Origin of the sequence: Paenibacillus larvae subsp. larvae, assembly GCF_002003265.1 — a bacterium.
Classification (GTDB): Bacteria; Bacillota; Bacilli; order Paenibacillales; family NBRC-103111; genus Paenibacillus_H; species Paenibacillus_H larvae.
On the sequence record NZ_CP019687.1, the window covers coordinates 1,964,325 to 1,989,878 of the forward strand.

The window sequence follows — 25,554 nt, forward strand, 5'->3', positions numbered from 1 at the left end:
CCTTACACCCCCACGTATCGGTTTTTATACGTAACCGTAACTCTTGTCTTTGAGCTATCGTTGTTGCTGTTGTATTCCAGTGTATTTGGACCCGGCACCAGTTGAAAAAAGGAGCTGGCGAGATCGATGTAGTGAAACGCATTCTCCACCCTACCGCTTGCGCGAACAATTTCGACTCTTTTCTTTCCGAATGTAGTATCAATATGCAAGATGTCATTTTCACTTAAATCCCTTTTAACCCGGATGAATTCCCCCGTGGTTCGGTTATACACCGTAGGATTTTGAGCTGGCCCTTTAAATTCAATTTTCACTGGTGTTTCCACATCCCCTTCGTTTACGACTCCACGTTGAAATGAGCGTTTGGAAAACGACACAGGCAGCCGAAGAGAAAACTTATAGCCGCCCATGACATAGCTCATTTGGCGGCTTGTCGTATACGTATCTACCCAATAGGGGGACGGGCAAAAAAGAGAAACAAGGCACGGCTGTACACGTGTTGTACGTGTCTCTTTTTCCTTAGGAAACGATGGAGCTATTTCAATCACACAATCTACTTTTCGTTTGATACCATCAGATACATGGCACTCCAATTCACCCATGCCTAATTTCGGATTGAATATAGAGCTAATTTTCCGTCTTAACTGCGCCATGTGGTTTTTATTTTCCGCAACGATCAGGAATTCTAACTGCATTCCCCGTTCTTGGATCTGACCATCCACATACGTAACCCCATCTTGATAAGGGGATCTTTGGGTTACGACTTTGGAATGCACCCCATCAGAAAAAACGCGGCTAACCAATTTAAAAGGAGCGAACCTACTAAATGTAATAGATTCGCCCCTGCTATTTGTAAATATGACCTGTTCCACTTACCTCATCCCCAACTCTAAAGCTATCTCCGTTAGCATTCTTCTTTGTTTACGTTCAGCTTGCGAATAGTCCTGAGCTTGTATGACAACATTGGGCTGAAAGCTCGTTGTATTATTATAATTTTTAATATTACTAATATTATTGTTCGGCATAATTGACCGTGCATTGCTATTGACTATACTTGCAATGCTATGTGGATCTACCAATTTAGCCTGCACATGCATAACACCTTTATTTAAAGCAAGATCGCGGCGTTTCGTCATCCATTGTTTGGAGGTGTCGTATAATTTCTTTCCTAGCTCATCGTTTGCTTTATAGGCAACATTGGCACTATCCCTAATACCTTTCGACACGCCCTCGGGTATACTTGTAGCTAATTTAGCCATTACCCTAGAGGGAGAGTTGATACCAAGGAAAGACTTAAACCCCTTAACTATGCCCTCTCCTATTCCTGTGACTGCATCCCACACACCTTTAGCCATGTTTCCAATCCCTTTTATGAGCCCCATGATAATATCCTCACCTATTTGTAATAGATCAATATTTTTAAGGAAATCTACAGCATCGTCCCATATTTTAACAATGAAATCTTTCAAAGATCCCATGATTTCGCATACGCCGTCCCACATGTCCGATGCCAGTCTGACAATGGTATCTTTTAAGCCATTCCAGATTCCCTTGACGGCTCCAACGGCTCCGGAAATAATGCCCTTGATAATTCCTAGCAAATTACCCGTTATGCCCTTGATGGCCTCCCAGGCTCCCGACCAGTCGCCTTTAAGGATGGAGGTAAAAAATTTGATAATGTTTGTAATAATCCCAATCACATTTTTAATGATCCCCATCACGGCAGGGAACACAGCCTGTACAATCTGCAAAATGGTTTGAATGACGGGCACCACCACATTTTTGATAAGCGAAGCCACACCGGATAAGATTTCAATCACGATGGGAATAACCATTTGGATAATTTCCATGATCGCAGGAAAGACGGCTTGCACGACCTCTAGGATAATCGGAATGACAACCTGTGTAATGTTCAGGATAACGGGAACGATCGCCGCTATGACCGGAATAATTACCGCCATCGCTGCCTGAATGACCTCTAACACGATTGGGAACACGGTTTGTATCACCTGCACCAAAACAGGAAGAACCGCCTGGGCAATTTGGGCAATCACGGTAATCACGGACTGGAAAAGCTCTATGGCAATGGGCAGGACACTTTGGATGACCTCAATAATAATTGGGAAAATGGCGGTAAATGTGGCTAAAAAAATAGGTAAAACCGTTGCCGCTAGTTCCGCAATGACTTTCCCGATTTCAGCAAACGCCGGAACTGCCGTCTCCACAAACGTTTTGAACAAACCCGTTGCCAGTTCAAGTATGGCTGGCAATTCCGACGCAAACAGGGTGCCGATGGTTGAAAACAACTCTGCAAACGCTTGACCCAGTTCAGCAAACACGGGACCTAAACTGCTAAAGGATTCCCCAATCACCTGACCTGTCTTCTGAAACTCTGGTGCTAGTTCCGTAAACATTTGGGCAAATTGGTCGAATACCGGACTGAGCGCCTCTAGTATAGATCCACCCACTTGAACTAAAGCACCAAAAAAGGGCATGACAGCTTGAATGGCCACTCCAATAGCCGACAGTGCTGTTGTTAACACCTTACCTATGGTTGTAAAAATGCCTGTTAATTGGTTGCCCGCCCCTCCAGCAGCATTTGACATCCCATTAAAAACATTTGCCACGCCGCTAGAAAGAGAAGAAACAACGTCTACTATAACCGGAATTACATTTCCCAAAGCATTCCCTATTCCGGTTAGAATCCCGGTAAAGACTGGAGCCAATTTACTAAGAGCGTTTCCGATAGCCTCCGTTGCGGGTTTAACTGCATTCGAAATGGCCGACCACGCACGGGTAAAGCCGTTTTTCAAGGTTTCGTTGGTCGCCACAAATTTAATAATAAACGGCAAGAGCGTAATGAGCGCTCTACTGATTAAACCTAGAGGACCAAACATAGCAGAAAGTCCTAAACCTGCCGCTTTTGTGCCCTTTTCTGTGCTAACCAAAGCCTTAGTTAAGGCTCCAAAACCGCTCAATGCCGTACCGACGAAAAACATCACAGCTCCTAGTGCGGCCAATATACCCAGGATCGCCGAACTCACAACGAGGGCAACGGCGATAAAGGATTTCATCGATGGGGATAAGCCTTGAAATCTCTTAGCTAAAGCAGAAAAAGCCTCCGCCAATTTGCTGACAAACGGCAGCAGGGCAGCCCCAATCTCGGTCTGTAGATTCTGAAACGTGTTTTTCATCATAATTAATTTCGATTTTGTCGTTTCATACCGGGTTGACGCTTCCTTCTGCATGGCGACGTTCTCCTGAAATGCCTCAGATGCCCCATTCAAAGCTTCTTTCAGTAAATCCCCACTTCCGGCAGTACGTTTCATTAGGTCAATCTGTAAAGCTTCCTTAATTCCCAGATCGTCTAAAACGGCATTTAAATCTCCGCCCTCTGTTTTGATGCGACCCAAACCATTAGAGACATCTGCAAAAGCTCCCGCGGCATCTTCTTTAAACTTTTTCTTAAATTCCGCTGCTGACATGCCAGCTATTTTTGCCCACAGCTTCAGTTCATCCCCATTTTTAGCGGCGGCGTTACTTATCTTGGTCATGATCGTGCTGAATGCTGTGCCTCCAGCCTCGGCGCGAATACCAAAGCTTGAGAAGTGCGCAGACAAGGCCATGATCTTTTCGGCAGGAATATCCAACACACGCCCAGCACCTGCAATCCGCATGGAAAAATCCAAAATTTCGGTTTCCGTAGTCGCAAAGTTGTTACCCAGCCAGACTACAGAACTAGCCAGATTTTCCAGTTTGGGGATAGGTAGCTCCATGATATTTGCAATACGTGCGAAGTCCATGGATGCCTGTTCTTGTGCGATGTTTGTCGTGTCTGCGATCATGGCAATCGTTTTGGTAAAGCTGGAAATATCTTTAGCCTTTACACCAAGCTGTCCGCCAGCTTCAGCAATTTCCGCCAGTTGTGTTGCACTTCTGGGCATCTGCTCAGACATGTCAAACAGGCTTTTTTCGATTTTTTTAAACTCGTCATCTGACGCATCTACCGTTTTTCTCACGCCTGCAAAAGCACTCTCAAATTCCACGGCATTAGTTACAACGGATTTTAGCGCCAGGGCTGATCCTGCAAATGTGGCTCCAAACACGATGGAGAGATTTGATCCAACGCTTTGTAGCTGGCCGCCTAGCTGCTCCATCCGTTTCCCAACAGACTGCATTTTTCCCGCATCTGCGCCCATTTGCCGTTACTATCTGCTATTTTTTTATTCGTTGCATCTAGCGCACCTTGAAGTTTATTTAGCCTGGCCTCCGCATTGTGGAGCTGGGTGAGATAGTTTTGAGTCTCTTTGGCGTTATCGCCTTGGGCTTTTCTAGCTCTTTCGTAAGACTGCGCCAACATGGAAACCTTTTGCTTTTGTAGACCAAGCAAATTGGATAGCTGTTCCGCTTTAAGTCTTAGCTGATTTTGCGCATTTCCAAAATTTTTCGATGAGCTGCTTGCGTTTTTAAAGGAAGCATCAACCAGCTTCATCTCTCTATTAATCTGCTCAATAGTCTTCTGGAAATTAACCGCATCCAGATTCACCTTAATATTCAAATTCCCGACTGTTCCCAACGTTTCACCCCCTCGCCGCTAAAATAAGTAATGATAGGCTACTTGTTTTTCTTGTGCCCGCGCTTCTTCTTGTTTCCGCTCTTCTTCTGTCATGTTTAGTTTTCTGTGCACACTCATGAGCATATTGAGTTGTTTCAGGGTACTTTTCCAAAAAAAGTCATCACTCTTTTGCAGAGTGACGGTAACGAAATAATATAAAACGTCCCAATCGACCTTTTCATCGGTTTGGGACGTTACTGGTTTTTTCCGCTATTTTGTTGTTCCCCAGGGATACTTAGGTTAAAGGCTTCTATAATTTTGTCCGCTAACTCAGACATATTATCGAAACCAATTTTGGCTCCTACTTGCTGTTCGGTTAGCGCTTCATCTTCATGAGCAAGCCCAGCAAAAAGTAATGCACGTAATGTAACAAAAGAGATGTTGGGCTTGTTTTCATCTTCACCTTGGCCGCCAATCATTTTGTTAAAAGCCGCTAACGCATCTCCAAATCTTTCTTCGAGCACACACATTGCATTCATGTCAAAAAGTAAAGTACGTGGGTTTTCTTCACCCTCAAAGACAATTTGTACCCCTTTTGGCCGTTTAATTTCCGATAATGTAGGCATAACTTCCTCCTTCGATGTTTAAAAAATAAAAAAGGGGGGAGGCAAGAATGCCTATCCCCTAACAAAATATTCTATTTAGTTCCTCCACCTGCTGGCGGTACTACCTTCTTCTTTTCATAAACCTGATCAAACCATGTTTCTATTACGGTTTTTGGTATATTTTCATCTCCGCTATTGACGGTTCTTTTCCAGTCTCCGTCATAATCACGCGGTAAGAATTTCGCGGTAAGTTTTGGAGGTTGGTACTCGATGGATTCGCCTTTTGTTTTTCTGCTCTCTTCTGGCAGAGCGAACTTCCCTTTCAAGAGCCACACATACGTATGTGCATTACCGGACTCAGATCCTTGATAGCCAAATGCAACATATGGCGCTTGATCATCTCTGTTCCAAACCAGCACTCCGTTTTCATCCACTTTAGCCCCCAGAAGCATGGCGGCGTTTTTAGATCCAATTTGATCTACCGTAATCTCTACTTCAATGTCGGCCAATGTGGATTCAGATTCAGATGCTTGGTCATCCGCGTAAAACGTGGTGGATGAAACATTCGGTTTTACGCTGATCTCAACCGCTTTAGCCAGGTGGACGGGTTTGTCGTACGTCGCACCATTTTTATCATCGGTTTTTAAGATGGCTACATATAAATTCCTTACCCCAATCGGTACTCCCATAGTTGTTCCCCCTTGTTTACAAATAAAAAGCACGCCTAGGCAGGCATGCTCATCACAAAACGCAAGACTTTTTGATACATCTGTATGTCGGGAGCATAAAGACCAAACGCACTTGTCCGTATGGCACCCAGCTCCTGCATCTTCTGCTTAACTTGTTTCTCTATTTCCGTGTAATCCCCTTTTGACCAGATATCAACCTGGATAAAGTACTTGGTCAGTTGCTCTTCGTCATCTGCACAAAACAGCGGGCGTTCGTCGTTGATAAAAAAGACCACATACATATTCTCTTTCTCAAAATGCGTCTCAAACGCCACTGGAACGGGTAGTTCCCTTAGTTTGCTAAGTATCAAACTTTGTATGGTCATAGGTTCAACTCACGTTTCACCGCCTCCTGCATAGCTTTCAGTGCCTTTTTCTCGTTGCTATTATAGATCCGCTCTACATTTCCTCTTGCGGATACTTTACCTTTGTATTTCTTTGTTTTTGTATATCGCTCAGATGTCCCGGCTTCCAGAAAAAGCATGTAAAAATGCTCTTCACCGTAGCCCACTATCATGCCGTCGTCTATCTTTTCAATCTCTACATGGTCTCTAGCGTGTTTGGTATGAGGACCAATAGGAGTACCTTCCTTGATGGCTTGCTGCATGATTTTTGCACCTTCCATCTCGGCCTGCTCTTTTATTTTGTCTCCTTTTTCTCCCATATGGCGGAGTTGGGCTAATAATTCCTCCATACCAGACACTTGAAAGCTCATTGTACCCTCTCCTTGGCGTGTATCGTCAGGGTTTTATTCATTTCGTCGTCATTAATGATGGCTTCAATATCAAAATATCGGTTATTATATTTGATCCTCATGTCAGGGTGAAGCCCTTTTCGATACCGGATGATAAACCGTGTTGTATTTTGGTTCTGTGTAGTAGAGGCTTCATAAAATTCTTTCCCTTTCAGCGTCTTGATGCACGCCCAAACCGTCTGCACATCCACCCAGCCATCTGTTTTAAACCCGTTTTCATTCGTCGTTTCACCGTGCTTTTGAAATGTGATCCGGCGGTTTAATTTTCCCGGATTCATGTTGCAGGCACTTCCCTCAATTGCAAAATCATCGTTTGCAGCGATTGTTTGAGTTTATCCAGCGTCCTATCATCCATTTCATAATAGATGGAGACCCACACCATCACGGCAAGCTTGTATAAATAATTGTTTGATTCTTTTACTCCAGCATTTGCAAGATATTCTTTGGCTGACTCCAGGAGCGTACTTAGCGTTTGATCCCCGGCATCATCATCAATTCGAAGGTATTCCTTCACTTCTTCCAAAGAGATGTTACCCATTCACATCATCCGCCTTACGCCGCTTAGGCTTTGGTGTTCCAGCAGGTTCAGCTTCCGCTAATTCCTTCTTCGGTTGTTCTGGCTGTTCGGGTTTGTCTGGTCTCTCCGGTTCCCCCGGAGACGGATTAGGGAGTTTTAACTTTAGCAATCCGGAATGCAGATTTCAATTTGATTTGGTGATCAAACCACGCTGTGACCACAAACTGTTCAATTCCTGTTTTTACGTCCTTATCCCGGTCGTAAAGGGCATTTAAGTTATAGTTAAAATGAGAGTAATTGAAATCGCCAATGATCGGACTGGAAGCAGAGTCACAAAACACAACCGGCTTACCCAATACTTGTTCCGGTTGTGCCGTATACAACGTTGCGCTACCATTCGCTAAGACTTTGATAATGTTCTTGTAATCCTGGTAACGCATGACGATTTTAGCATTTTCCCTGTAATCCTCATGAAGATCCGCAATCGCATCGGTAATGGCATCAAACATATTTTCTGCCACGATTTCTTTAATTCCAGATTTATAAAAAGACATATGCTCTTCCCCTGTTTTGGGATTCGTTGTGAAAGCTACTTTCTTTTCTTTTGCGGCAACACCGGATTGTAGTGCTGTCTCGACGTACGAAACCAAGTTAGCATCTGAACCATTGATGACCGTCTCAGAAACGCCCGCAAGCACCTTAAATTTATTTCGTCCGAAGGTAACGGTATCTCCATCTGCCTTCATTTCTTTTGCTGTTTCGGTGTCCGCAATAAAGTCATCGTCATCCAGTGTGAAATGGAGTTTGGGGATTTCCAAGTTCGTAATCTGTGTGACGGATGAAAGTTCACGCAACGGGTTTTTTACAGTTGGCTCTACCAAAATGTCCGTTGATACCGTTTTAGGCAAGAACTTGTTACCGCCAGTCGTATCGTTATCACCTAATGCTTGTCTAACATCAATTGATACAGATTGTTCGCGCATAACCGAACGGATCAATTCGGCTTTTGCTTTAATAGCACGTTGCTTTGGATCATCAACTGAATTGATATTGTCTTTAGCTTCAAAATTAGCCTTCAATTTTGCCTTTTGTTCAGCCTCAAGTGCATCATGTTGTTCTTTAATAACGTCAAACCTCATTTTTAAATCAGATTTAGACCCTTGCAAAGCCTGAATATCTTCCATGGATGCATTAGGATCAATGGCTTTTTCAGCCAATTGCTCCTCTACTTTTTTAAGCTGTTGGCCAACAGTAACTAGATTTTGTTTAAGCTCGTACAATGTTTTCATTCAAATATTCCTCCTAAGATTGTATTGATATAAGTCACATTTTCCTTTGCTCCATCGGCAATTTGTTGTCTTTTTGCCATATCACCCACTGAAATAGGTGTTTTTTGCTGTGAAATAAGCTGTTTTGGAACATTTTTGTATCTATTTATGAATTCATCACTTATAGATGCAGCCATCGTATTAGCTTCCTGAACTACATCGCATAAGCCGTATTCAAAAGCTTCATCGGCAGATAGCCACGTTTCCGCATCCAGCATGTCCTGCAGCTTTTCATCGGATAATTTATCCCCTGCTTTTTGCAAATACACCTGTTTGCTGGAATTGCCGATACGGTCCAGATCGTCGGCTATTTTTCTCATTTCCGAGGCGTTACCCCAGGCAAAAATCCAAGGATTATGAATCATCAGCATGCTATTTTTAGGCATATAAATCGTGTCACCTGCCATGGCAATGACACTGGCAATCGATGCGGCTAAAGCATCCACATGAACATGTACGTTCGCCTTGTGCCGTTTCAGCATATTGTGTATAGCAATTCCTTCGAAAACAGACCCTCCAGGTGAATTGATATAGAGGTTGATCGTCGATAGGTCACCCAGGCGATCTAAATCCTCTTTAAAAGAGGTTGCACTTGTGTCGACTTCATCCCATTGATAGGTAACGATATCCCCATAAATAAATATGTCCGCTGAACTGGAACCGTCAGCTGACATCTTCATCTTCCAAAACGTGTTCTTTTTCGGTTTCCCCACGCTCTTTCACCCCCTTTCGCTCTGCTGGATCCATGTTTAATGGATACATGTCACCGGAGATCCAAAGCTCAGCTGCCTTTCCGCCTTCTGGTGGCAAATCCTCATACATCCTGACTTCATCTGGCTTCATCCCAGCACTTCGGAGCATCATTTGATAAAACTGCGTCCTTGCCGCTGTATCTCCGCGTAATAGTGCGCCAAGGTTAAATTTGAAGTAATATCCGGCTTGTCTTTCTTCGGACGTGAGCAGTTTTCGATTCATTTCCTGCTCATACTGCCTAACGGTAGGCGTTAACGTCATTTGGACAAACTGGATCATCATCTGCTCTGCATTACTTCCTTGACTATCTTCATTTAAAAAACTTGTTGGTAAATTAAACACGTTTGCGACCCTCGAACGTGTTATTTTTTCAGAAGCCAGTGTATCTGAAGCGACATACTTACGCTCCATATTTTTCACTGTTACCCCTGGTTCCTGAAACAAAATTCCGCCATTTTCTTTGTAGAATCGCTTGAAATCATCCACAATTCGCTGTCTTTTTTCAGTGTCTACGTTTGCTCCATATTCCAGGATGAAACTGTCTTTCTTCTGCATTTCGGACAGGCTAAATTCTTGGACAGCCTTATCATACTCCAACGTATTTTTCAGCACCTCAATGGGACTAATCCCTTTCCAGCGAGCCGTACCCGTGATGTGCTTCACATGAAACATGTTCATGTTATGGATATAATACGTTCCGTCTATTCCCCGTACTTCATACCACAAATGACCGTCGTCTTGATTGAGAATAGGCGTAACATAAACCGGATCAACCGGAATTAAAGCTTCAGGCTGTAGCCTAATGTCCCTCATAATCACAGCATAGCCGTTCCCTGTTTCGTTGCGGGATACTTCCATTTTATTCAGCCATTCAAACCCTGACATATTGGGATTTGGGCGATGAATCAGCATATCCGCTATCTCATTCATCTGAATGTCATAGTCTTTGTATAGTTTCAGTGGCAGACAGGATAGCGCATTTGCAAGGCGGCTCACCACGCTAAATATGGTTTCATTTGTGGCCAGTTTCGTGTTATCTATCCCCCAAAACCTTCTCCCAAACCACGTGGAGAAATCACCGGAGCCGCCTTTCCAGCCTGATATAGCCCCTCTCATGGCAGATTTCATTTTTCCAAACCATCTCACATTTCCACCCCCTCTCAATGAAAGAGATCACCCACAGAAAGAAATTCAATGTTTCCATTCCCTTGCGGCGCTACAAGCTTTTCCATGACGAAAACATGAGCATTTAATAACGCTGCAAAACCGTCAATTTTCCGGTATCTGTTTTGTTTCGTTGGCCGCCAATTTCGATTACTATCTTGAGTCAATTTCACGTTGTTGATATACCATCTGAGTAATTTATTTTCATTCGTAATCACTTTTCCGTCGTAAAACATTTCTTTCAAGTCGGAAAGTGGTTTGGTTAGTGTCTCGGCTCCCTGTCTGACAATCTCGGTTTGAAATCCGTAGGATTCTAAAGCCTTAACCAGACGAAATGCCTTCGCCCTATCGTAAGCGATCTTTTCAATACTGAATGTTTTGGAATGGTTAACGAACCAGTCATAAATCATCTCAAACTCCACATATTCGGCTTCACAAACCGTTAACGATCCATCTTCTACAAACTGCATGTATGGTATTTTCTCATTGTTAGCCAGCACTTTCTTTCGAGGTATCCAGGAATGAGACAACACGAATATTTCTCCCGTATCCAGCGGAAATTCAAGGCAAGCTGAGGTGAAGTCCTCTGACTCTGATAGGTCAAAAGATCCTATAGCCGTCTTCCCGTTTAAGGAATCGATATCTAAATGCTTGTTATTTTTCCTAAGCGTGTTGAAGTCAATAAAAGACATTTCATCTGCTTTTACAAAAATATTGAACCGTTTGACAATCATATCTGATCGTTCAGCAGGAATGTTTTTTCTTTTCTCCCACGCATTTTTCAGCTTTTCAAGGTCATAGGTGACCCCTAAGTTAGGATTGGCTTTCCCCCACATTTCGGGGTTATCAATTTCTTCTTCGCTGTCTAATTCAGCCATATAATAAAAAGTACGTTCGTCTGAAACTACGCCCTCAAGGACATCTGCACCAAGCTCATAATAATCCACTAAGGGACCGTCTAGCTGATAGCCGGCAGTCGTAATATAAAGCAATAATGGCTGTTCCCGTGTATCTGTTGAGTTCTTGATGATGTTAATTAAATCGTAATTTTTATACTCATGAATCTCATCAAATACGGCTAAGTGCGTGTTTAATCCGTCCAGTTTTTCTGAATCAGAAGCCTGAGGTTCAATGATTGAGTTGGTTTGCTCGTATTCAATAACATCCCTCAATGCTTTTAATTTTTTCTTAAGCTGAGGGGATGCCTTAATCATTTTCTTACATTCATCAAAGATGGTTTTGCGAACCTGTTTCATGCTATTGGCTAATACATACACATCAGCCCCGCGTTCGCCATCTTTTGTGCAACCATAAATAGAAATTCCAGATGCAAGACCCGATTTTCCGTTTTTTCTGGCAATAAAAATAAGACCCTCTGTAAAGCGTCTTAATCCCGTTTCTTTATGCACCCAGCCATACAGATTGCCAAGGATAAAATGTTGCCAGGGTTGCATGATCATCTGTTTAAACTTTCCCTTAGATGGTTTACAGAACCTTTCTATAAAGACAATGGGACGATGGCCTTTTTCCTCATCGAACACATAGGGAAAGTCCTTACTTCCTTGTCTTTTTAGATCATCTAAATGCCTTTTTCCAGCTAACATCACCTTATGGCTTGCCAAAATGTGACCTTGTACCACCTGCTCAGCATACCAATTCGTCAATAACTCGGAAGAAGGTTGCGATAAGACCCCCGGAAGACTAGAATTCGTCGAAGTCATCATCTTCATCACCTGCAACTTTCTTGCGCTGAGCAGGCGTTAATCCAAGTGATTTCAACAGGTTATTCAGTGTTTGAACAGTCTTTGTCAGTTCGATTGAAAGGGGGTTTTTCACTAAATTTGTGGCCCCTGCTTTATTGGTATATTCATACATAAGCTCTGAATTTTTGATTTCTTTTTGGAGTCGCCGATAAAACTGGTGCGTTTCAATATATAGCTGAATCAATTGTTCATCCGATTCTTCATAAGCTTCTCCTAAATATTCTCTCAATAATTTTGAAGTAGGTACTGCCATTTCAAGTTACCCCCCTTTCATGAAAATTTATATTTGGTGTGAACGATGGGGTCCGTCGGTTTAGGGAAGCTCTTAGCTCCTAGAAAAAGGGTGGGGGGGTATGCTAAACATACTCCCTATTCGCTTTTTCTATATGAACCTTGATCTTCTTACTAACCTGTTTTCCCCCATTACCATGCTCTTCGTTGTGACAACTTAAGCAAAGACTCTCTAAGTTATCCATGTCCAAACCCTTACTCCAGTCATCTGTAAGATGCACGATATGATGTACCATATCCGCCTGTGTTATCTTCTTTTGTTTCAGACATTTCTGACATAGGTGATGATCTCTGATGAGGACTGCCGTCCTACACTTCTTCCATGCTGATGAGTTGTAAAAGTCTCTGGCTTCTTTATTGCGTTTGTACTTGTCATACGTTCTAGCCTGTTCTTGATTACCTTTGGGCATAGCTTAACTCCTCATCTTTTACAAAAGTCTTCTGCGCCCATCCAGCATTCTTCTGCCCCGTTATCCCAATCAACTCGAATATCGTGTTCCATGTGCCCTCCCGGAAGTTCGGCTGACTTTACATCAATCACCATGCCTGTATCTCCGCTAAAATGTCCTCCGTCTTCGTAACTGCTTGAGATCAATTCAACTTCATCGCCAATTTCAAAGGGCGGCTTTTGAGCCTCTTCGATAGCCCTACACATTTCCATGTAATAATGATCAATGGCCTGTACGACAACTTCAGGAACATCAGGGTTAGCATCTTGCCAAGCGTTCAATTCAGCCATTGTTTTTCGCATTCCCTTGATTAAGTGTTCCATGTTCTACTCTCCCCTTTTATTTGCTTACTACAATTTGTATAAAGAACATCACAGCCCAAAACAAAGCCAAAAGGATGTGATAGATTGCCCTAAAAACATCATTCGCCTGATATTTGTTATAGGACACAGCTAAATGGTACATAAAAGAAATAATAAAAATTATCATGCAAACGACTCTTATTACCGTCATGAAACCCACGTCAGCCACCCTTTCACCCAAAATAAAAAGCCACTCAACTGAGTGACCCCATCCTAGCTTTTAGCGCATCCATCTTCATCTTGATTTTTTGGTGTAATTCGTCATGTTCCTTTTTGTTAGATTTTAACCTAAGATACCTAAGCCTTTTCTGATCCTGTCTGATGTCTGGATCTGTATAATAGCAAACATATTCCTCCCCACACTGTGAACAAGTAAAGAATATTTTCTCTATTCCGTTTTTTAATCTCTTTGTTCTAAACGCAGCGAAAAACTCTTTATTACATCCCTTATTGCATATTGCTTTCATACGAACACCTCCAAACTGTCATAAATGAGCCATGCCTTTTGACATAGCTCATTTGCTTAGTTTGTATAATACATATTGATTTAATGATATACCTTCTCTTTCAGCGTTCTCTGCCAACTGTCGGTGAAGTGTCTTAGGTATACGAACATTAAACCTTCCGCTGTACGCATCTTCCCCTGTTGGTTCCGGGATTGGGTCACCGTGTTCTAGCTTCACCTCAATGTATCCGCTCATAGCTTCTTGGATCATTGCATAGGCTTCTTGGACTGTGTTGCCATGGCTCTGACATCCGTCTAATTCGGCTACTGTGGCAAAGTAGTAACTGCCACTCTCGTCTTTAATAGGTCTAATTTGTATTGTATAGGGTAGTGCCATGTAATAAGCTAAATCTTTATTTGCCATTTTGGTTTTGGCTAGGATAAAATGTTTTGTAAGGAAAGGGAAGCGGCTACTTCCCAATCCTCTTGAGTACGTCTCTGACGTACGCCGCCTTGAGTGGGTTTTGCCTGGGTAGGGTAATCAAGTCCCCTTGCTCATTTCGGAAGTGGTGGTGTGAACCTTTCGTTCTAACCAGTATGTATCCGTTATGATTTAGTACGGTCATGATTTCCTCTAACCTTACCCCATTCGGGCGGTTTTTCATTTTTTGCACTATCTTGTCTATCCTAGCCATCACTCACCTCCTGTTACTATAGTATCATATTTGGTACTATTTATCAAGAGGTGTTTATAAAAATTAGTTTCGTGCTATTGCAGCATTCGCCCACATCACAGCTTGCTCCAGATTCGTTAAAGCTAACGATTTTTCCCTGCTGTTCGGGCAAAGTTCGTCAATCAGGTATGCAAGTTCTTTCGCTTTTTCCCGAATAGCTGTGTATTTCTCAGGCTGTCCCTCTTTTGGCGCATGATATTTAAAATTATTTTCGATTTGTGGATTACTCATTTTTTATACCTCCGATAATTTAGATAGGCGCAACTGCCGTACACCCTACAGCATAGCCAGTTACGCCTCTATTACAATTCTCCTGATACTATCATAATAACACGGAATAATGGGGTAGTTTGTCTCTTCTTTGTCTCAATTTCGTCTCATTTAAGTCTCGTATTTGTCTCAATATTAATTTAGCCCAATTAACTTCGCATATTTTCCAAGCGCTTCCGGAACCCATCTGTATAAAGTTGACCGGGATATATTCATCTTTTTTGTCGCTTTCGAAATACCACATCCCTCAATGTATCTCAGTCGAAGCAGGTCTGCCAAATGGGACTCCTGCTGCTCCATCACTTGAAGCACACTATCGATTCTTGTCTTTTCAGCCTGGAGATCTTGATACTCCGCCAACTGCTCAAGAATCGCCTCGTATCCATCCACCACACCCGTTCGGGCTTTAATGACTTTGCGTATTTTATTTTGCAGAACCCGAAGGTTCTTAGCGTCCTCCTCGTCCAGTGGATTGCAGTTTCTTACAGCTTGTAATTGCGCCTTTGTCCCCGTAGGATGGCTAACCAGATAGGCATTGGCAGCCGTCTCTAATTTTTGCTCGTAGGGCGTGAGATACATATAACTCGGCAGGCCCCGCAGCTTTTGGTGAAGCTCTTGTAGGTGGTCATCCTCGTTAAGCCGGGAAACCGTAATGCCGTTACCAACGCTGTATGTCTCCAAGACACGTAAACGGCCTACAATGTCACGGTATCCTGTCAGTTGCTCAATCACTTGTTGTTCGATCTGTTTTGATACCATGTTCTTCCTCCTGCTCCAGAATCAGAAAATCTAAATACTCCCTTGCCTTACGTAAATCCTCAACGCCGTTTTTCTCTTTCCAACGCCAGGTGTACTTGGTCACATTCCCTATGCAAAATCCCTCAAACCCGTCTAACCCCTGTGTTATTGCTTTTATGGCATCCAGGCAGCTCATCCCATTTTTCACATAGTAAGACGGGTTCACCTTATCATTTCGCACTTTTTTCAGCCTCCTTAATCCGTTCAATTCGTGCTTTCACCGCTTGCATTAACTCCTCTTGTCCAGTCGCTTTTTTATCAATGGCCTCTACGACTTCCTCGTCCATGGTCCCCTCCGCGACCAGCTGCATCACGACAATCTTTCTGGTCTGCCCTTGTCTGTACACCCTGGCATTTGCCTGCTGAAACTCCTCCAGGCTCCATATCTGATCAAACCAAATAACTGTTTGGCAGTTAGACTCTTGCAAATTGAGACCGTGCCCTGCGCTTTTTGGGTGTAGCAGCAAAAGGGGGATTTTGTTTGTGTTCCAATCGGTAATATCCTGCACTCCTTCTTTCCCTTTTCGTAAAATTCGGGCTTGTGGGAAGCGTTGCTGGACACGTTGCAGGGAATGCTTGTAGTTATAAAACACCATGACGGGTTTTCCCTGTGACGCTTCCAGAATGTCCTCTAGCGCGTCCAGCTTTGCCTCGTGAATTTCCTTGACTCCTCGTTCTTCGTCGTATACTGCGCCGGATGCCATTTGCAAAAGCTTGTTACTGAGTGCGGCTGCGGTCGTAGCTACTACATCCGCATCTACAAACTCAAGCAGCAATTCCTTTTCCAGCTTTTTGTATAGCTGTGCCGCCTTTTCTGACAGGCGTATAGGTACCGTTCGATCGATCCGTTCAGGCAGTTTCAGCCAGTCCTCTGCTTTCATGCTGACGGCAATATCTTTTATAGCTCCGTAGATCCGTTGTTCCGCCTCTTTCTTCTCATGCCATTTGTAGACAATGTGTCCACTACGTTCCCCAGGAACGAAATATTGGTCCCTGAAACCCGTAATCGTCTTTCCTAGCCTCTCTCCCTGATCCAGGAGGTATATAGGTGCCCATAAATCCATTAAGCTGTTTGGTGCAGGTGTCCCTGTAAGACCGATGACACGTTTTATCATTGGCCGGACCCGGCGAAGCGCCCTGAACCGTTTTGACTGATGGTTCTTAAAGCTAGAAATCTCATCAATCACCACGGTGTCAAAGTCCCAAGAATTCCCTAATTCGCTGACAAGCCATTCGACATTCTCCCGGTTGATCACGTAGATATCTGCTTTGGCAGAAAGTGCTTTTCTGCGCTGTGCGGCACTGCCTAAGACTTTACTGATCTTGAGATGCTGCAAGTGGTCCCATTTCTCAACCTCTCGGCTCCAAGTATCCTCTGCAACCCGTAAGGGTGCGATCACCAGCACTTTGTCAATGTCAAAGTAGTCATGTAGCAAAAGGTCAATCGCCGTTAAGGTTGAGACAGTTTTGCCTAACCCCATTTCCAAAAAAAGGGCGATATAAGGAGTTTCAATGATCCTCTGAGTTGCGTACTCTTGGTACTGGTGCGGCTTGTACTTCATTCAGCCACATTCTTCACAAATCGTTCTATCCCTTCGAGGCTATCGATGACAGCTACGGTGTGCCCTAAGCCCCTGAGTGTGTTGTGCCACTTTACTTGCAATGGTCTTGGTTGCCCTCCAGGTGCTTTCATTTCCACAAATGCCGTCCGCCCACCTGGCAGAATGATAATCCTGTCGGGCACCCCTCTATGACCGGGAGCCACCCACTTGAGGGCAAGTCCACCGATCGCATTAATCTCTTTAGTCAGTTTCCTTTCCAGATGTTTTTCTAACATGCTCCTGCCTCCCTCGTGTGTGTCAGTGATGCTTCACGCACACGTATATGCGCTCATTTTGCGTTTAGCATACGGGCTCAATATTATGTGTTATATGCTCTTATATATTTTTTTCCTATATAGGAGGTTTACTGCAACATCTGCAACAGTACCGCCGAACCCGTGCCATTACTGGGTTTGAGTTGTTGCAGAAGGTGTTGCAGTAAGCTTTTTTCGACTGCAACACTGATACACTCAGGTGTTGCAGTTGTTGCAGTATGTTGCAGTAATGTTGCAGTAAAAAATCTACTTACTGCAACGCTTAAATGTGGTCTGAATACCATAACCCGGTATGCGAATACGCCCTTTAGCTTCCTCCCAGCCAGGCATACGGCGCATAATATTTACAATTTCTTTTGACTCCCACGGTCTGGTTGTCCCCTTACGATGACCAAGGCATTCGGTTAGTATTTGGGTTGCACAGACACGCTCCCTATACGTAGGTTCCTCTGCCCACTCGTCCTGCGCAGGTGAGTCTAACCACTCCTGGATAATCCCAAAACGCGGATCTTCTTCCATGTGGCTTTCCTGGATACCAGGCGCTTCTTTCTCCACTTCTGGAGACAGTGTAATCCGTTCCCCTCTTCGGTAGGCTTGCAGCGCCTCTGCCCATATTTGCCCTATTTCGTGCTCTGTGAGGTCCTCAAACACGTTCTTTGTTCTACGTTCAGGCTTGACTGATACGGGCCAGAAACGGCGGTTTCCTGTCGGGTCTTTCAGAAAGTCCCAGTTATTCGTAGACCCAAAAAACACGCATTTCCTCGGGAAATCTGTAATAACCCGGTCATAAGCTACCCGATACTTATCACTACGTTTAGTGATGAATTGCTTAATTTCATCTACTTCAGCTTTAGTCATTCCGGCTAACTCCCCAAACTCAAATATCCATGCACTTTGAAGATGCTCCCCTGCCTCTTTGGTATCAAAGGTCTTGAGTGAATCACTAAACCAGCGCATAGCTAATTTCTGAATAATCGTGCTTTTACCAGCGCCTTGTGCGCCGACCAGAACCAGCATGTAGTCAAATTTGCACCCGGGTTCATACAGCCTTTTTACGGCAGCCACCAGCATTTTTCGGGTAACTTCCCGGGTATAGGGGGTATTATCAGCCCCTAGATAATCGATGAAAAGTGTATCGATACGTTTCGTTCCATCCCAATCCTGGGCTTCCAGATATTCAATAATCGGATGAAATTTATTCATATGCGCTACCTCCGTAAATGCGTTTTGGATCATACCGGCTGCTTTTATGTCATACTTTTTGCCAAACCAATGCTGCAACCGTCTGTCATCCGATGCCAGCCAAGGTTCATAATCTTCCCAAGGTCTTTCCCGTTCCCTCCACGGTAACTTTTTCCGCACCACTTCTGTGTTTCCGAAAGCATCATACGCCAGCACTTTTTTCCATTCGCCATGAGATAAGATCAGTTCTACATTGCCAGACGTAGCGTGCGGATACCCGGTATTTTGGTTCATTTTCAGCTTATCGACCCAGGCATCGTCATCTTCGTCTTCTTCCTCACTTATATTGTCGCAATGTTCAGATAGTTCATCCCACCTCTCTCTTTTGACCTTCTTGTCTTCATTAGCAAAAGCTCGCATGGCTGTATAGCTTGGCAGCTTTGTGATATTTGTCTTCTCGCTAGCCTTATCATCCAATTGACCAAATTTATGAATACGAACCAGATCAAAGGCATTTACCTCTCGTCCACTGATCGGGTCACTCTCATGATGACTGTAGGCAAAGGTGTCGTCATCATAGATCACAAGTCCTCCGTAGCTGCTTGACCCAACGTAGGTGTATCTGTTTGCTTGCTCTGTAGGCTCATATACACCTGGTAAAAACTCATCTATTGCCTCTGAGATCGTATAGCAACGGCAGAAGACACCTACAAGTCCTTGTTTAGCCCTCGGATCCTCCATTTTGGCGGCTGTACGTCGCTTAGCTTTGTCAGACTCATGCCGGGGCCACTCAAGCGGATCTTTCCAATCAAGGTATTCACCCAAGACCTCATCGACTCCAAGCGGCTCACCCTCAAACACCTCTAAGATAGGCTTTGCATCATTGGAACATGACGGCAAATACATGAGCCGATGCACATCAAACGTTGTCTTGTCAAAGTACTGCATACCGATCTGCTCCGCTATTTTCCGGCTGACAGCTGCATACTCATCCGGATTCATGGTTCTATCAGTCGGGATGATTAAACGATACTTAGGCTTCTTGGGACGGTGGCTATGGGTTGTGTAAACCGCATATGCCGTATCGTCCAGCACCAAATCACAGCAAAACAGAAAGTTCTCATCTCCCTGATCTACATCTAGCGTAATGAGGCTACGGGTCTCTAGGTTTTCCTTTTTGCGCCTACCACCACGGATAAACCCGCCTACAAAGGCAGGTCCATCCTTTACTCTGGCTTTATTGATATTATCCATCTTGCTGTATTCCGCCATGGTTTCACCTGTGCGGCGGACTTCGCGCAAGCGGTCTACAAACTCATCCCAGGTTAAGAATTCATTTTTCCAGTTTTTATCTGATCGATTTTTGCCGAATGCAATATCTAACTCTAGCATGGACTAAGCCCCTTCCACGTTAGCAATCTCCGTTTAGTACACAAGGGTTGACCGATAGGGCTACCACAGCCGGAAGATTGGAGCTTGCGGCCTTAAATTCGGACAAATCCACTCCTAACTCCAGTAGTCTTTTATACGCCTTGTCCCCGTTATGACAGGTGTTTATGACGGCTGCAATCTCTTTTTTTAATTTAATTAGATCCTTGTAATCTTTGATTTTAGAGGCTAACTCTTCCTTCAACTGTCCCATGAGTGGCTGTAGTTCTTCCATTAATTTATTAGTTCCTTCACGTAGTAAATTACATGTTGCATACCCGGCTTCGCTGTCCACTATATCGTCTCGAAACCCCAGCACATATCGATCAATGTCGAAGATGATATGTTTAATGCTCCAACTGACATGCTGCTCGTGTTTCTCTGATAATTGCGTCAAAGCAGCATGTAACTCTTCGGCTCTCAGCTCCACATCACTCACACTGCTAAACTTTCGGTAAACTACAGGCCTGAATGCTGCTCCTATTTTCTCTCTTACATATTTATAAATGTCTTCTCTACGCTGATCCACTTTGCCCATTATGAAGTCTTTCAACTCATGCTTCTTTATACCCATTTCCTTTAATCCTCCCGTTTTTTAGTTTCGCTTTTGAAATATAAGTCCATTTACATCCCCATAACGTTCACGAAGTGTACGTAACCCACGGCGGCCTTTCTCGGCATTGGGCACTAGGGGTTCCGTTGCAGCCCGTTCCCAACTCCAGCCACAGGACACACGGAATAGAAATGTTTTATAGCTTATCCCATTGTTTTCAGCCTTTTTGATGAGTTCGACAGGATATTTACGCTTAGCTTCACGCTGTTTCTTTAGTTGGTGTCTATATTGTTCAGTGGTCCATTTCGGTTCTGTTGCAGCTTGCTCCTCAGACCAACCGTACCTTAACCGATTATCGAATACTTGTCGGCTAATTCCATTCTGCTTAGCGATTTCAACCCATTTACTACGATCCTTATGTTTTCGAGGCGGTGTATGGATGGCTCTATCCTTTGACCAACCCTCGTAACGAATACGACATTCAAGCCTGTTAGCCGATACTCCGTTCTTAGCGGCTTCTTCATATTCTTCTGGAGTGATATAAAAATAATGGCTCATTTACGGTCAACTCCTTACCTTTTCCTCCTCGTTTTTGTACGAACGTCTATCATGGTTTTCCGGTTGTATTTATTTAAGTGCTTAGTTCGTTCTTTTACTTCTTCCAACTCTTCTGGTGTGAGCGTATACGTAATGACTTCGCTGTTCACTTCTCCGTTCGGTTCGGTGTTCCGGTTAGGCACAATCGTTCTTCGTTTCGTTCCATTTTTGACCATGTAGACTCTCCTCTCTGCCTCTGAATATCACAATAGATCGTCCGTCCTCCTTACGCGTTATCCGCAATTCCTTTAGCGTTATTCGAAACTGCAATGACCCCAAAAAAATCGCCAGTTGCTTCATATGCAACCTTAGCTGCTTCATACGCCTCTTCCGGTGTTTCGTACGTTTCTATAAGAACAGATCCATCTATAATTCCATATATCATTTCGTTACTCTCTCCTCTTTTAAAAATTTTGCCATTGCATCGGCACGGGCCTTTTCAGCGCGGTATTTCCTTGCCAGAACTTCATTTACTTTTGATAAGCCCTCAGCATGATATCGTTCCTGTTCTAACTCTGACTGCAATTTCCCATTGTCCTGAACAAGCTTCTCAATGCGCTTTTCCAGTGTAGTAATAGCGGATTTACGACTCATCCTCCTTGCCTCCTAACAAATGAGGATCTTGATAGACGTTCCCGATTACCGAAACGTAAGGAAACACACGATGCAGTAACCAAATACCACAGCATATTATCATATTTTCGCTGTAGCTAACCCTGTATGATCCATCTATTTTGACGCTATAGTCAAAGGGATGATTTTTAATTTTTACTATGTCCCCCTCATATATTTCCTTGCCATTTCGGTCATAAAATCCGGTAAATTGCATCAGCGGTGAGAAATCTTCTTTGCTTTTTCCATTGACCATTGTGAGCATATCTAGTAGATATTCCTCGTGGATCAAGTCTTCCATATCAAACATTTTACGTGTTGGTAAAAAGCACGCACGAAACTTGATTGGTCTATTCATCCGTCCTCATTCCTCCTAACACCATAATGCTCGGCACACCATTCTGTGGATCTATTACCAAATTGTATTTTTCAGAAATTTCCTCCATATTGGGAAATAAATCTGAGAATACCTGATTACACCATGGGCATTGCTCTAATTTGTGATCTACTAATTCAAAAAATGGCTTTCCGCAATTGTTACACCTACACTTACTTATAGGGATAAGTATACTGCTTGCTTTACTCATCCCCTGCACCCCTTTCCCATACTTCCGGTCTTATAAATGGAGTCCAGTGAGTATGATATCCCGGCCAATCTTCATCAAGTGGGGATCCGGAATATGGGGGTTCTACAATCGGAAACTTCCACCAGAGGACAGCACCATGATCTTCATGCCATTCTGATTTTGGTATTGGTTTTGGATTTAGCAAAGCAGATGCCTGCCTTAGTGCTTCTACATTATTAACTGATACAAAAGAATCACTTCTGTCACTGTAAATGGAGTTTATAGTTTTAAGTGATTCTACATCCGCTATCATTTCAAGTCTTTCGGTGATTTCTTTAACGTTCATTAATCCTAACCTCCTTATGGTAGGGAGAAGGCTGGTGCCCTCTCCTTTATTCGTCTACTTTTTCCCATGATAGAGAGATATAATCCTGAGCATGTTCATTGACAATCTCATAAATTCTATCTGCGGCCTCTTCTTCATTGAGCCCTGCCAATTCCTTATCATCAATTTCAATTTCATCTTCTCTACATGCAGCTGGGTAGCCGATACTAAGCCTATATTTTATTTTCATAGACCATCTATCCCCCATTAATCTTTTTGGTAAAACTCACACTCAAATCCGGCCGCCGATAGAGGTAATCCGGGAGCCCAATCAATCGGTTGACTCATGATTCCCGTTACGTGATCCACAGACCCCGTACCTATCGGCACATCCAGTACCACCTCGTCATGTACATGCATCACCGTTCTGTATTCCGCGGCGTCCAGCCTCATCAGACTTTCCGCCAGACAATCCCTAGCAATCGCCTGAACAAGATTCTCCACCAGTCGGCCGCCATATGTCCGGTGGCTCATCCACTTCTTTTTGATCTGGTCCATGCCGTCAAAGACAAGTCCGTCCTTACCGAAATTAGGGTCAGGCTTGATTCTGGGATTTACATAAGCCAGACTTCGACCACTCGGTAGATCAGCGAACAGGGTTCCAGACTTGTAGCGGTACTTCACCCCATGTGCCAAAGGTACCGTTCGTTTCTCTCTTACCGCTGTCAAAGCCGCCTCCTCTGCGGCGTACCAGAGCTTGACGATGCGCGGGTTAGCTTTTCTCCAGCGCTTCACAATACCAGGCAATTCTTCCTCAGGAATGCCGCTTTTGAGTGCGCCCATTTTGATGAGTGCAGGGGGACCGCCTTGATAACCACAGGCCAGCGTTGCTACTTTCCCTTTCGCCCGCAGCTCATAATTAGGATGACCTTTTACGATCGTCTCCATGGGCACTTTAAACATCTGAGACGCGGCTGCCTCGTAAATCTTGCCATGGTCCTGGAATACATTCAGGACCCAGTGTTCATCTGCGAGCCAAGCGATTATTCGGGCCTCAATCGCAGAGAAGTCACTGACAATAAATCTGCACCCCGGTGATGGGATAAAGACTGTTCGTATTAGCTGAGAAAGCACGGATGGTAACGCTCCATAAAGCATCTCCAGCAGGTCAAAATCACCACTTTTCAGCACCTCTCTAGCCATCCACAACGCATTTAGTTTGTTTTGAGGTAGGTTTTGAACCTGTATAATCCTCCCTGCCCAGCGCCCAGTTCGATTTGCCCCGCAAAACTGTAGGATACCTCGAGCCCGACCATCGGCGCAGATGCTGCGTGCCATGGCGTTGTACTTATCCACGCTGGTTTTACCTAGCTCTTGTCTAATCTGTAATACCCGTCGGGTATCTTCATCCGGCGCTTGAACCAGCAAGGTAGGCATATGTTCTTTCCCCAACCCGTCTGGGGTTTCTAGTCCTTGTTCGGCTAACCATTCCTTTAGCTTCGTTAGGCTATTAGGGTTTTCAAGCTGTGTAATATCTTTTGCTTCTTGTAGGAGACCCGTTTTATACTGGTCCGCACAATCAATAGCTTGATTAAACAACGTAGGGTCAAGCTGGATACCGCGGTCATTGATTCTTTGGTCAAGAGCCCACAAGTCCCATTCGTGTTGCGGGACTGGAAACCGTTCCAGCTTGCGGCGCACTTCTCGTTCCACCACCACATCCTGGATGTTATAGGCTTTGTACTGCTCCCATTTCTCCATGTCATGATGTGGTGGGTGATTCCGTGTCCGCCCACCATTTGCCTTTGTGGGCTTACAGGGGACGGAAAAATATTTAATGAGGTTCTTACCGCGAGTATCTTTCTGGGCTTCTAGTTTCAGCACCTCAGCCACACCCTCCAGATAACCTGGTAACCCTAGTGCCAGCGCCCAAACAGCCGTACATCGCCACTGACTGGGATTGCATTTGATCCCAAAATGCTTCTTTATACAAGTCCGTTCAAACGCTGCATTAAAAGCAGTCTTGAGTACATTTGGGTCAGTGAGATCATGGACAACCTGATCGGGTAAATCCTCAAAGGCTGTTAGGTCGATCACCTGCACGGGATCATCATCATAGGCGTAAGCAAAAAGGAGCACCTCAAAATCCGGCGATTCTACATATCGGTATACTCCGCAGTCTTTCAGGTCTACACTGGAATATGTTTCAAGGTCAATTTGTAATATTTTCATTTGTATCCTCTCGTATCCTGGCACTACGCCTCCGGTATTTTAAGAGAAGGGGCAATGGAGCCCCCTATTAACCTAGAAAATCCTCGTCATCGATATCATCGTAGATGTCGTCAAACTCCTCATCTGCAAATTCATCCTCCAGACTAGGACGACCCCCTAAGCGCTCTCCGTCTTGTATTTTTACAATGTCGTTAAGGTATACGTTGACCCCTCGGCTACCACTAACATCGAATGCGTTAAAAGTGAGGGCTACTCTAACGTAACAGCCTGACCATAATTCCGAGCTATCTGTAATCTCCTCGAATTTCATTTTGCCGTCAGACCCCTTACCGATAGGTTTGGCGATACGAGGCTTATAATAACTAGAAGCATTTAGAAAATAGTGTTCGGCATACGCCTCATCGTCTGGTCTCTCCTCGTCGCCGTCTCGTAGTGGCGTTTTGCACTTTGCTGGAATCTTGCCACCCCATTTGCTTTTCCCCAATTCCTTGGCCGCCTCAGTCGCTGCCTTAATTTTTCTCAGCGTTTCTTTATCCTCTTTTGGGATCAGGATACACGCACTATATTTCATTTCTCCGCTATCCCCTTCTTTTGGCTCCCAAATATTCGCATAGTTAAGTCGTACTTTCCCTGTAACTACTTTTGTTGTTTGATTGTCGATTGTCATTTC

At 44.0% G+C, this 25,554-nt stretch carries 35 protein-coding genes; all 35 read right to left on the reverse strand.

Annotated features, from left to right (window positions below):
- Nucleotides 1-2 precede the first annotated feature (2 nt).
- Nucleotides 3-869: a phage tail family protein gene (locus tag BXP28_RS10185; protein WP_023484576.1), complete on the reverse strand. Its 867-nt coding sequence runs from the start codon at nt 867-869 to the stop codon at nt 3-5.
- On the reverse strand, nt 870-4,196 hold the full coding sequence (locus tag BXP28_RS10190; protein WP_077584889.1) for a phage tail tape measure protein: 3,327 nt from the start codon (nt 4,194-4,196) through the stop codon (nt 870-872).
- On the reverse strand, nt 4,142-4,573 hold the full coding sequence (locus BXP28_RS10195) for a hypothetical protein (RefSeq protein ID WP_077584888.1): 432 nt from the start codon (nt 4,571-4,573) through the stop codon (nt 4,142-4,144). The genes BXP28_RS10190 and BXP28_RS10195 overlap by 55 nt, the downstream gene beginning before the upstream one ends.
- A gap of 233 nt (nt 4,574-4,806) precedes the next feature.
- A complete protein-coding gene (locus BXP28_RS10200) occupies nt 4,807-5,178 on the reverse strand; it encodes a hypothetical protein (protein ID WP_023484578.1) in 372 nt (123 codons plus the stop codon).
- A gap of 71 nt (nt 5,179-5,249) precedes the next feature.
- Nucleotides 5,250-5,846, reverse strand: coding sequence for a major tail protein (locus BXP28_RS10205; protein ID WP_046655268.1), 597 nt, complete (start codon nt 5,844-5,846; stop codon nt 5,250-5,252).
- 35 nt (nt 5,847-5,881) lie between these two features.
- Complete coding sequence (locus BXP28_RS10210) at nt 5,882-6,211, reverse strand: hypothetical protein (protein WP_036656304.1); 330 nt, start codon at nt 6,209-6,211, stop codon at nt 5,882-5,884.
- The gene (locus BXP28_RS10215) at nt 6,208-6,600 is read right to left on the reverse strand and encodes an HK97-gp10 family putative phage morphogenesis protein (RefSeq protein ID WP_036656302.1); all 393 of its coding nucleotides are present in this window, start codon (nt 6,598-6,600) and stop codon (nt 6,208-6,210) included. Before BXP28_RS10215 ends, BXP28_RS10210 begins: the two co-directional genes overlap by 4 nt.
- Nucleotides 6,597-6,917: a phage head closure protein gene (locus BXP28_RS10220; RefSeq protein ID WP_023484581.1), complete on the reverse strand. Its 321-nt coding sequence runs from the start codon at nt 6,915-6,917 to the stop codon at nt 6,597-6,599. The genes BXP28_RS10215 and BXP28_RS10220 overlap by 4 nt, the downstream gene beginning before the upstream one ends.
- Nucleotides 6,914-7,177 (reverse strand): head-tail connector protein, encoded by a 264-nt coding sequence (locus BXP28_RS10225; RefSeq protein ID WP_036656301.1) that lies wholly within the window; start codon nt 7,175-7,177, stop codon nt 6,914-6,916. Before BXP28_RS10225 ends, BXP28_RS10220 begins: the two co-directional genes overlap by 4 nt.
- A gap of 125 nt (nt 7,178-7,302) precedes the next feature.
- Nucleotides 7,303-8,445 (reverse strand): phage major capsid protein, encoded by a 1,143-nt coding sequence (locus BXP28_RS10230; protein WP_023484582.1) that lies wholly within the window; start codon nt 8,443-8,445, stop codon nt 7,303-7,305.
- Nucleotides 8,442-9,197: a head maturation protease, ClpP-related gene (locus BXP28_RS10235; RefSeq protein ID WP_036656299.1), complete on the reverse strand. Its 756-nt coding sequence runs from the start codon at nt 9,195-9,197 to the stop codon at nt 8,442-8,444. Before BXP28_RS10235 ends, BXP28_RS10230 begins: the two co-directional genes overlap by 4 nt.
- Nucleotides 9,148-10,365 carry a phage portal protein gene (locus tag BXP28_RS10240; RefSeq protein WP_394804618.1) on the reverse strand — a complete coding sequence of 406 codons (1,218 nt, stop codon included), beginning with the start codon at nt 10,363-10,365 and terminating at the stop codon, nt 9,148-9,150. Before BXP28_RS10240 ends, BXP28_RS10235 begins: the two co-directional genes overlap by 50 nt.
- 32 nt (nt 10,366-10,397) lie before the next feature.
- Nucleotides 10,398-12,125, reverse strand: coding sequence for a terminase large subunit (locus tag BXP28_RS10245; protein WP_036656295.1), 1,728 nt, complete (start codon nt 12,123-12,125; stop codon nt 10,398-10,400).
- Nucleotides 12,103-12,417: a P27 family phage terminase small subunit gene (locus BXP28_RS10250; protein ID WP_023484127.1), complete on the reverse strand. Its 315-nt coding sequence runs from the start codon at nt 12,415-12,417 to the stop codon at nt 12,103-12,105. The genes BXP28_RS10245 and BXP28_RS10250 overlap by 23 nt, the downstream gene beginning before the upstream one ends.
- Nucleotides 12,418-12,520: 103 nt before the next feature.
- Complete coding sequence (locus BXP28_RS10255) at nt 12,521-12,865, reverse strand: HNH endonuclease (protein WP_036656294.1); 345 nt, start codon at nt 12,863-12,865, stop codon at nt 12,521-12,523.
- A gap of 11 nt (nt 12,866-12,876) precedes the next feature.
- Nucleotides 12,877-13,227 carry a hypothetical protein gene (locus BXP28_RS10260; RefSeq protein ID WP_023484460.1) on the reverse strand — a complete coding sequence of 117 codons (351 nt, stop codon included), beginning with the start codon at nt 13,225-13,227 and terminating at the stop codon, nt 12,877-12,879.
- Nucleotides 13,228-13,460: 233 nt separating this feature from the next.
- Nucleotides 13,461-13,733, reverse strand: a complete 273-nt coding sequence (locus tag BXP28_RS10265; RefSeq protein ID WP_036656290.1) for a hypothetical protein — start codon at nt 13,731-13,733, stop codon at nt 13,461-13,463.
- Between the two features lie 48 nt (nt 13,734-13,781).
- Complete coding sequence (locus BXP28_RS10270) at nt 13,782-14,192, reverse strand: type II toxin-antitoxin system HicB family antitoxin (RefSeq protein WP_309555729.1); 411 nt, start codon at nt 14,190-14,192, stop codon at nt 13,782-13,784.
- Nucleotides 14,182-14,406, reverse strand: coding sequence for a type II toxin-antitoxin system HicA family toxin (locus BXP28_RS10275; RefSeq protein ID WP_036656288.1), 225 nt, complete (start codon nt 14,404-14,406; stop codon nt 14,182-14,184). The genes BXP28_RS10270 and BXP28_RS10275 overlap by 11 nt, the downstream gene beginning before the upstream one ends.
- Before the next feature lie 63 nt (nt 14,407-14,469).
- Entirely contained in the window at nt 14,470-14,676 is a 207-nt protein-coding gene (locus tag BXP28_RS10280; protein WP_036656285.1) for an Acb2/Tad1 domain-containing protein, read from the reverse strand.
- 174 nt (nt 14,677-14,850) lie between these two features.
- Nucleotides 14,851-15,474, reverse strand: a complete 624-nt coding sequence (locus BXP28_RS10285) for an RNA polymerase subunit sigma-24 (RefSeq protein WP_036656282.1) — start codon at nt 15,472-15,474, stop codon at nt 14,851-14,853.
- Nucleotides 15,440-15,694 carry a DUF3310 domain-containing protein gene (locus tag BXP28_RS10290; RefSeq protein WP_198963592.1) on the reverse strand — a complete coding sequence of 85 codons (255 nt, stop codon included), beginning with the start codon at nt 15,692-15,694 and terminating at the stop codon, nt 15,440-15,442. Before BXP28_RS10290 ends, BXP28_RS10285 begins: the two co-directional genes overlap by 35 nt.
- Nucleotides 15,684-17,075 carry a DEAD/DEAH box helicase gene (locus BXP28_RS10295; RefSeq protein WP_023484462.1) on the reverse strand — a complete coding sequence of 464 codons (1,392 nt, stop codon included), beginning with the start codon at nt 17,073-17,075 and terminating at the stop codon, nt 15,684-15,686. Before BXP28_RS10295 ends, BXP28_RS10290 begins: the two co-directional genes overlap by 11 nt.
- Nucleotides 17,072-17,350 (reverse strand): VRR-NUC domain-containing protein, encoded by a 279-nt coding sequence (locus BXP28_RS10300; RefSeq protein ID WP_036656280.1) that lies wholly within the window; start codon nt 17,348-17,350, stop codon nt 17,072-17,074. The genes BXP28_RS10295 and BXP28_RS10300 overlap by 4 nt, the downstream gene beginning before the upstream one ends.
- 285 nt (nt 17,351-17,635) lie before the next feature.
- On the reverse strand, nt 17,636-19,963 hold the full coding sequence (locus tag BXP28_RS10305) for a virulence-associated E family protein (protein ID WP_023484463.1): 2,328 nt from the start codon (nt 19,961-19,963) through the stop codon (nt 17,636-17,638).
- Between the two features lie 19 nt (nt 19,964-19,982).
- Nucleotides 19,983-20,573: a hypothetical protein gene (locus tag BXP28_RS10310; RefSeq protein WP_036656278.1), complete on the reverse strand. Its 591-nt coding sequence runs from the start codon at nt 20,571-20,573 to the stop codon at nt 19,983-19,985.
- Nucleotides 20,574-20,594: 21 nt separating this feature from the next.
- Nucleotides 20,595-21,110: a hypothetical protein gene (locus BXP28_RS10315; protein WP_036656275.1), complete on the reverse strand. Its 516-nt coding sequence runs from the start codon at nt 21,108-21,110 to the stop codon at nt 20,595-20,597.
- 14 nt (nt 21,111-21,124) lie between these two features.
- Nucleotides 21,125-21,325 carry a hypothetical protein gene (locus BXP28_RS10320; RefSeq protein WP_036656273.1) on the reverse strand — a complete coding sequence of 67 codons (201 nt, stop codon included), beginning with the start codon at nt 21,323-21,325 and terminating at the stop codon, nt 21,125-21,127.
- A 50-nt stretch (nt 21,326-21,375) separates the two neighbouring features.
- Nucleotides 21,376-21,534, reverse strand: coding sequence for a hypothetical protein (locus tag BXP28_RS22730; RefSeq protein WP_158225724.1), 159 nt, complete (start codon nt 21,532-21,534; stop codon nt 21,376-21,378).
- Nucleotides 21,531-21,743, reverse strand: a complete 213-nt coding sequence (locus BXP28_RS10325; protein WP_036656271.1) for a hypothetical protein — start codon at nt 21,741-21,743, stop codon at nt 21,531-21,533. The genes BXP28_RS22730 and BXP28_RS10325 overlap by 4 nt, the downstream gene beginning before the upstream one ends.
- Nucleotides 21,733-22,119, reverse strand: coding sequence for a YopX family protein (locus tag BXP28_RS10330; protein WP_051428009.1), 387 nt, complete (start codon nt 22,117-22,119; stop codon nt 21,733-21,735). Before BXP28_RS10330 ends, BXP28_RS10325 begins: the two co-directional genes overlap by 11 nt.
- A gap of 221 nt (nt 22,120-22,340) precedes the next feature.
- Complete coding sequence (locus tag BXP28_RS10340; protein ID WP_036656266.1) at nt 22,341-22,673, reverse strand: hypothetical protein; 333 nt, start codon at nt 22,671-22,673, stop codon at nt 22,341-22,343.
- 46 nt (nt 22,674-22,719) lie between these two features.
- The gene (locus BXP28_RS10345; protein WP_036656265.1) at nt 22,720-22,902 is read right to left on the reverse strand and encodes a DUF7167 family protein; all 183 of its coding nucleotides are present in this window, start codon (nt 22,900-22,902) and stop codon (nt 22,720-22,722) included.
- Nucleotides 22,903-22,919: 17 nt separating this feature from the next.
- Entirely contained in the window at nt 22,920-24,884 is a 1,965-nt protein-coding gene (locus BXP28_RS10350; RefSeq protein WP_036656262.1) for a DNA polymerase, read from the reverse strand.
- 67 nt (nt 24,885-24,951) lie between these two features.
- A complete protein-coding gene (locus tag BXP28_RS10355) occupies nt 24,952-25,551 on the reverse strand; it encodes a DUF2815 family protein (protein WP_023484466.1) in 600 nt (199 codons plus the stop codon).
- Nucleotides 25,552-25,554 lie beyond the last annotated feature (3 nt).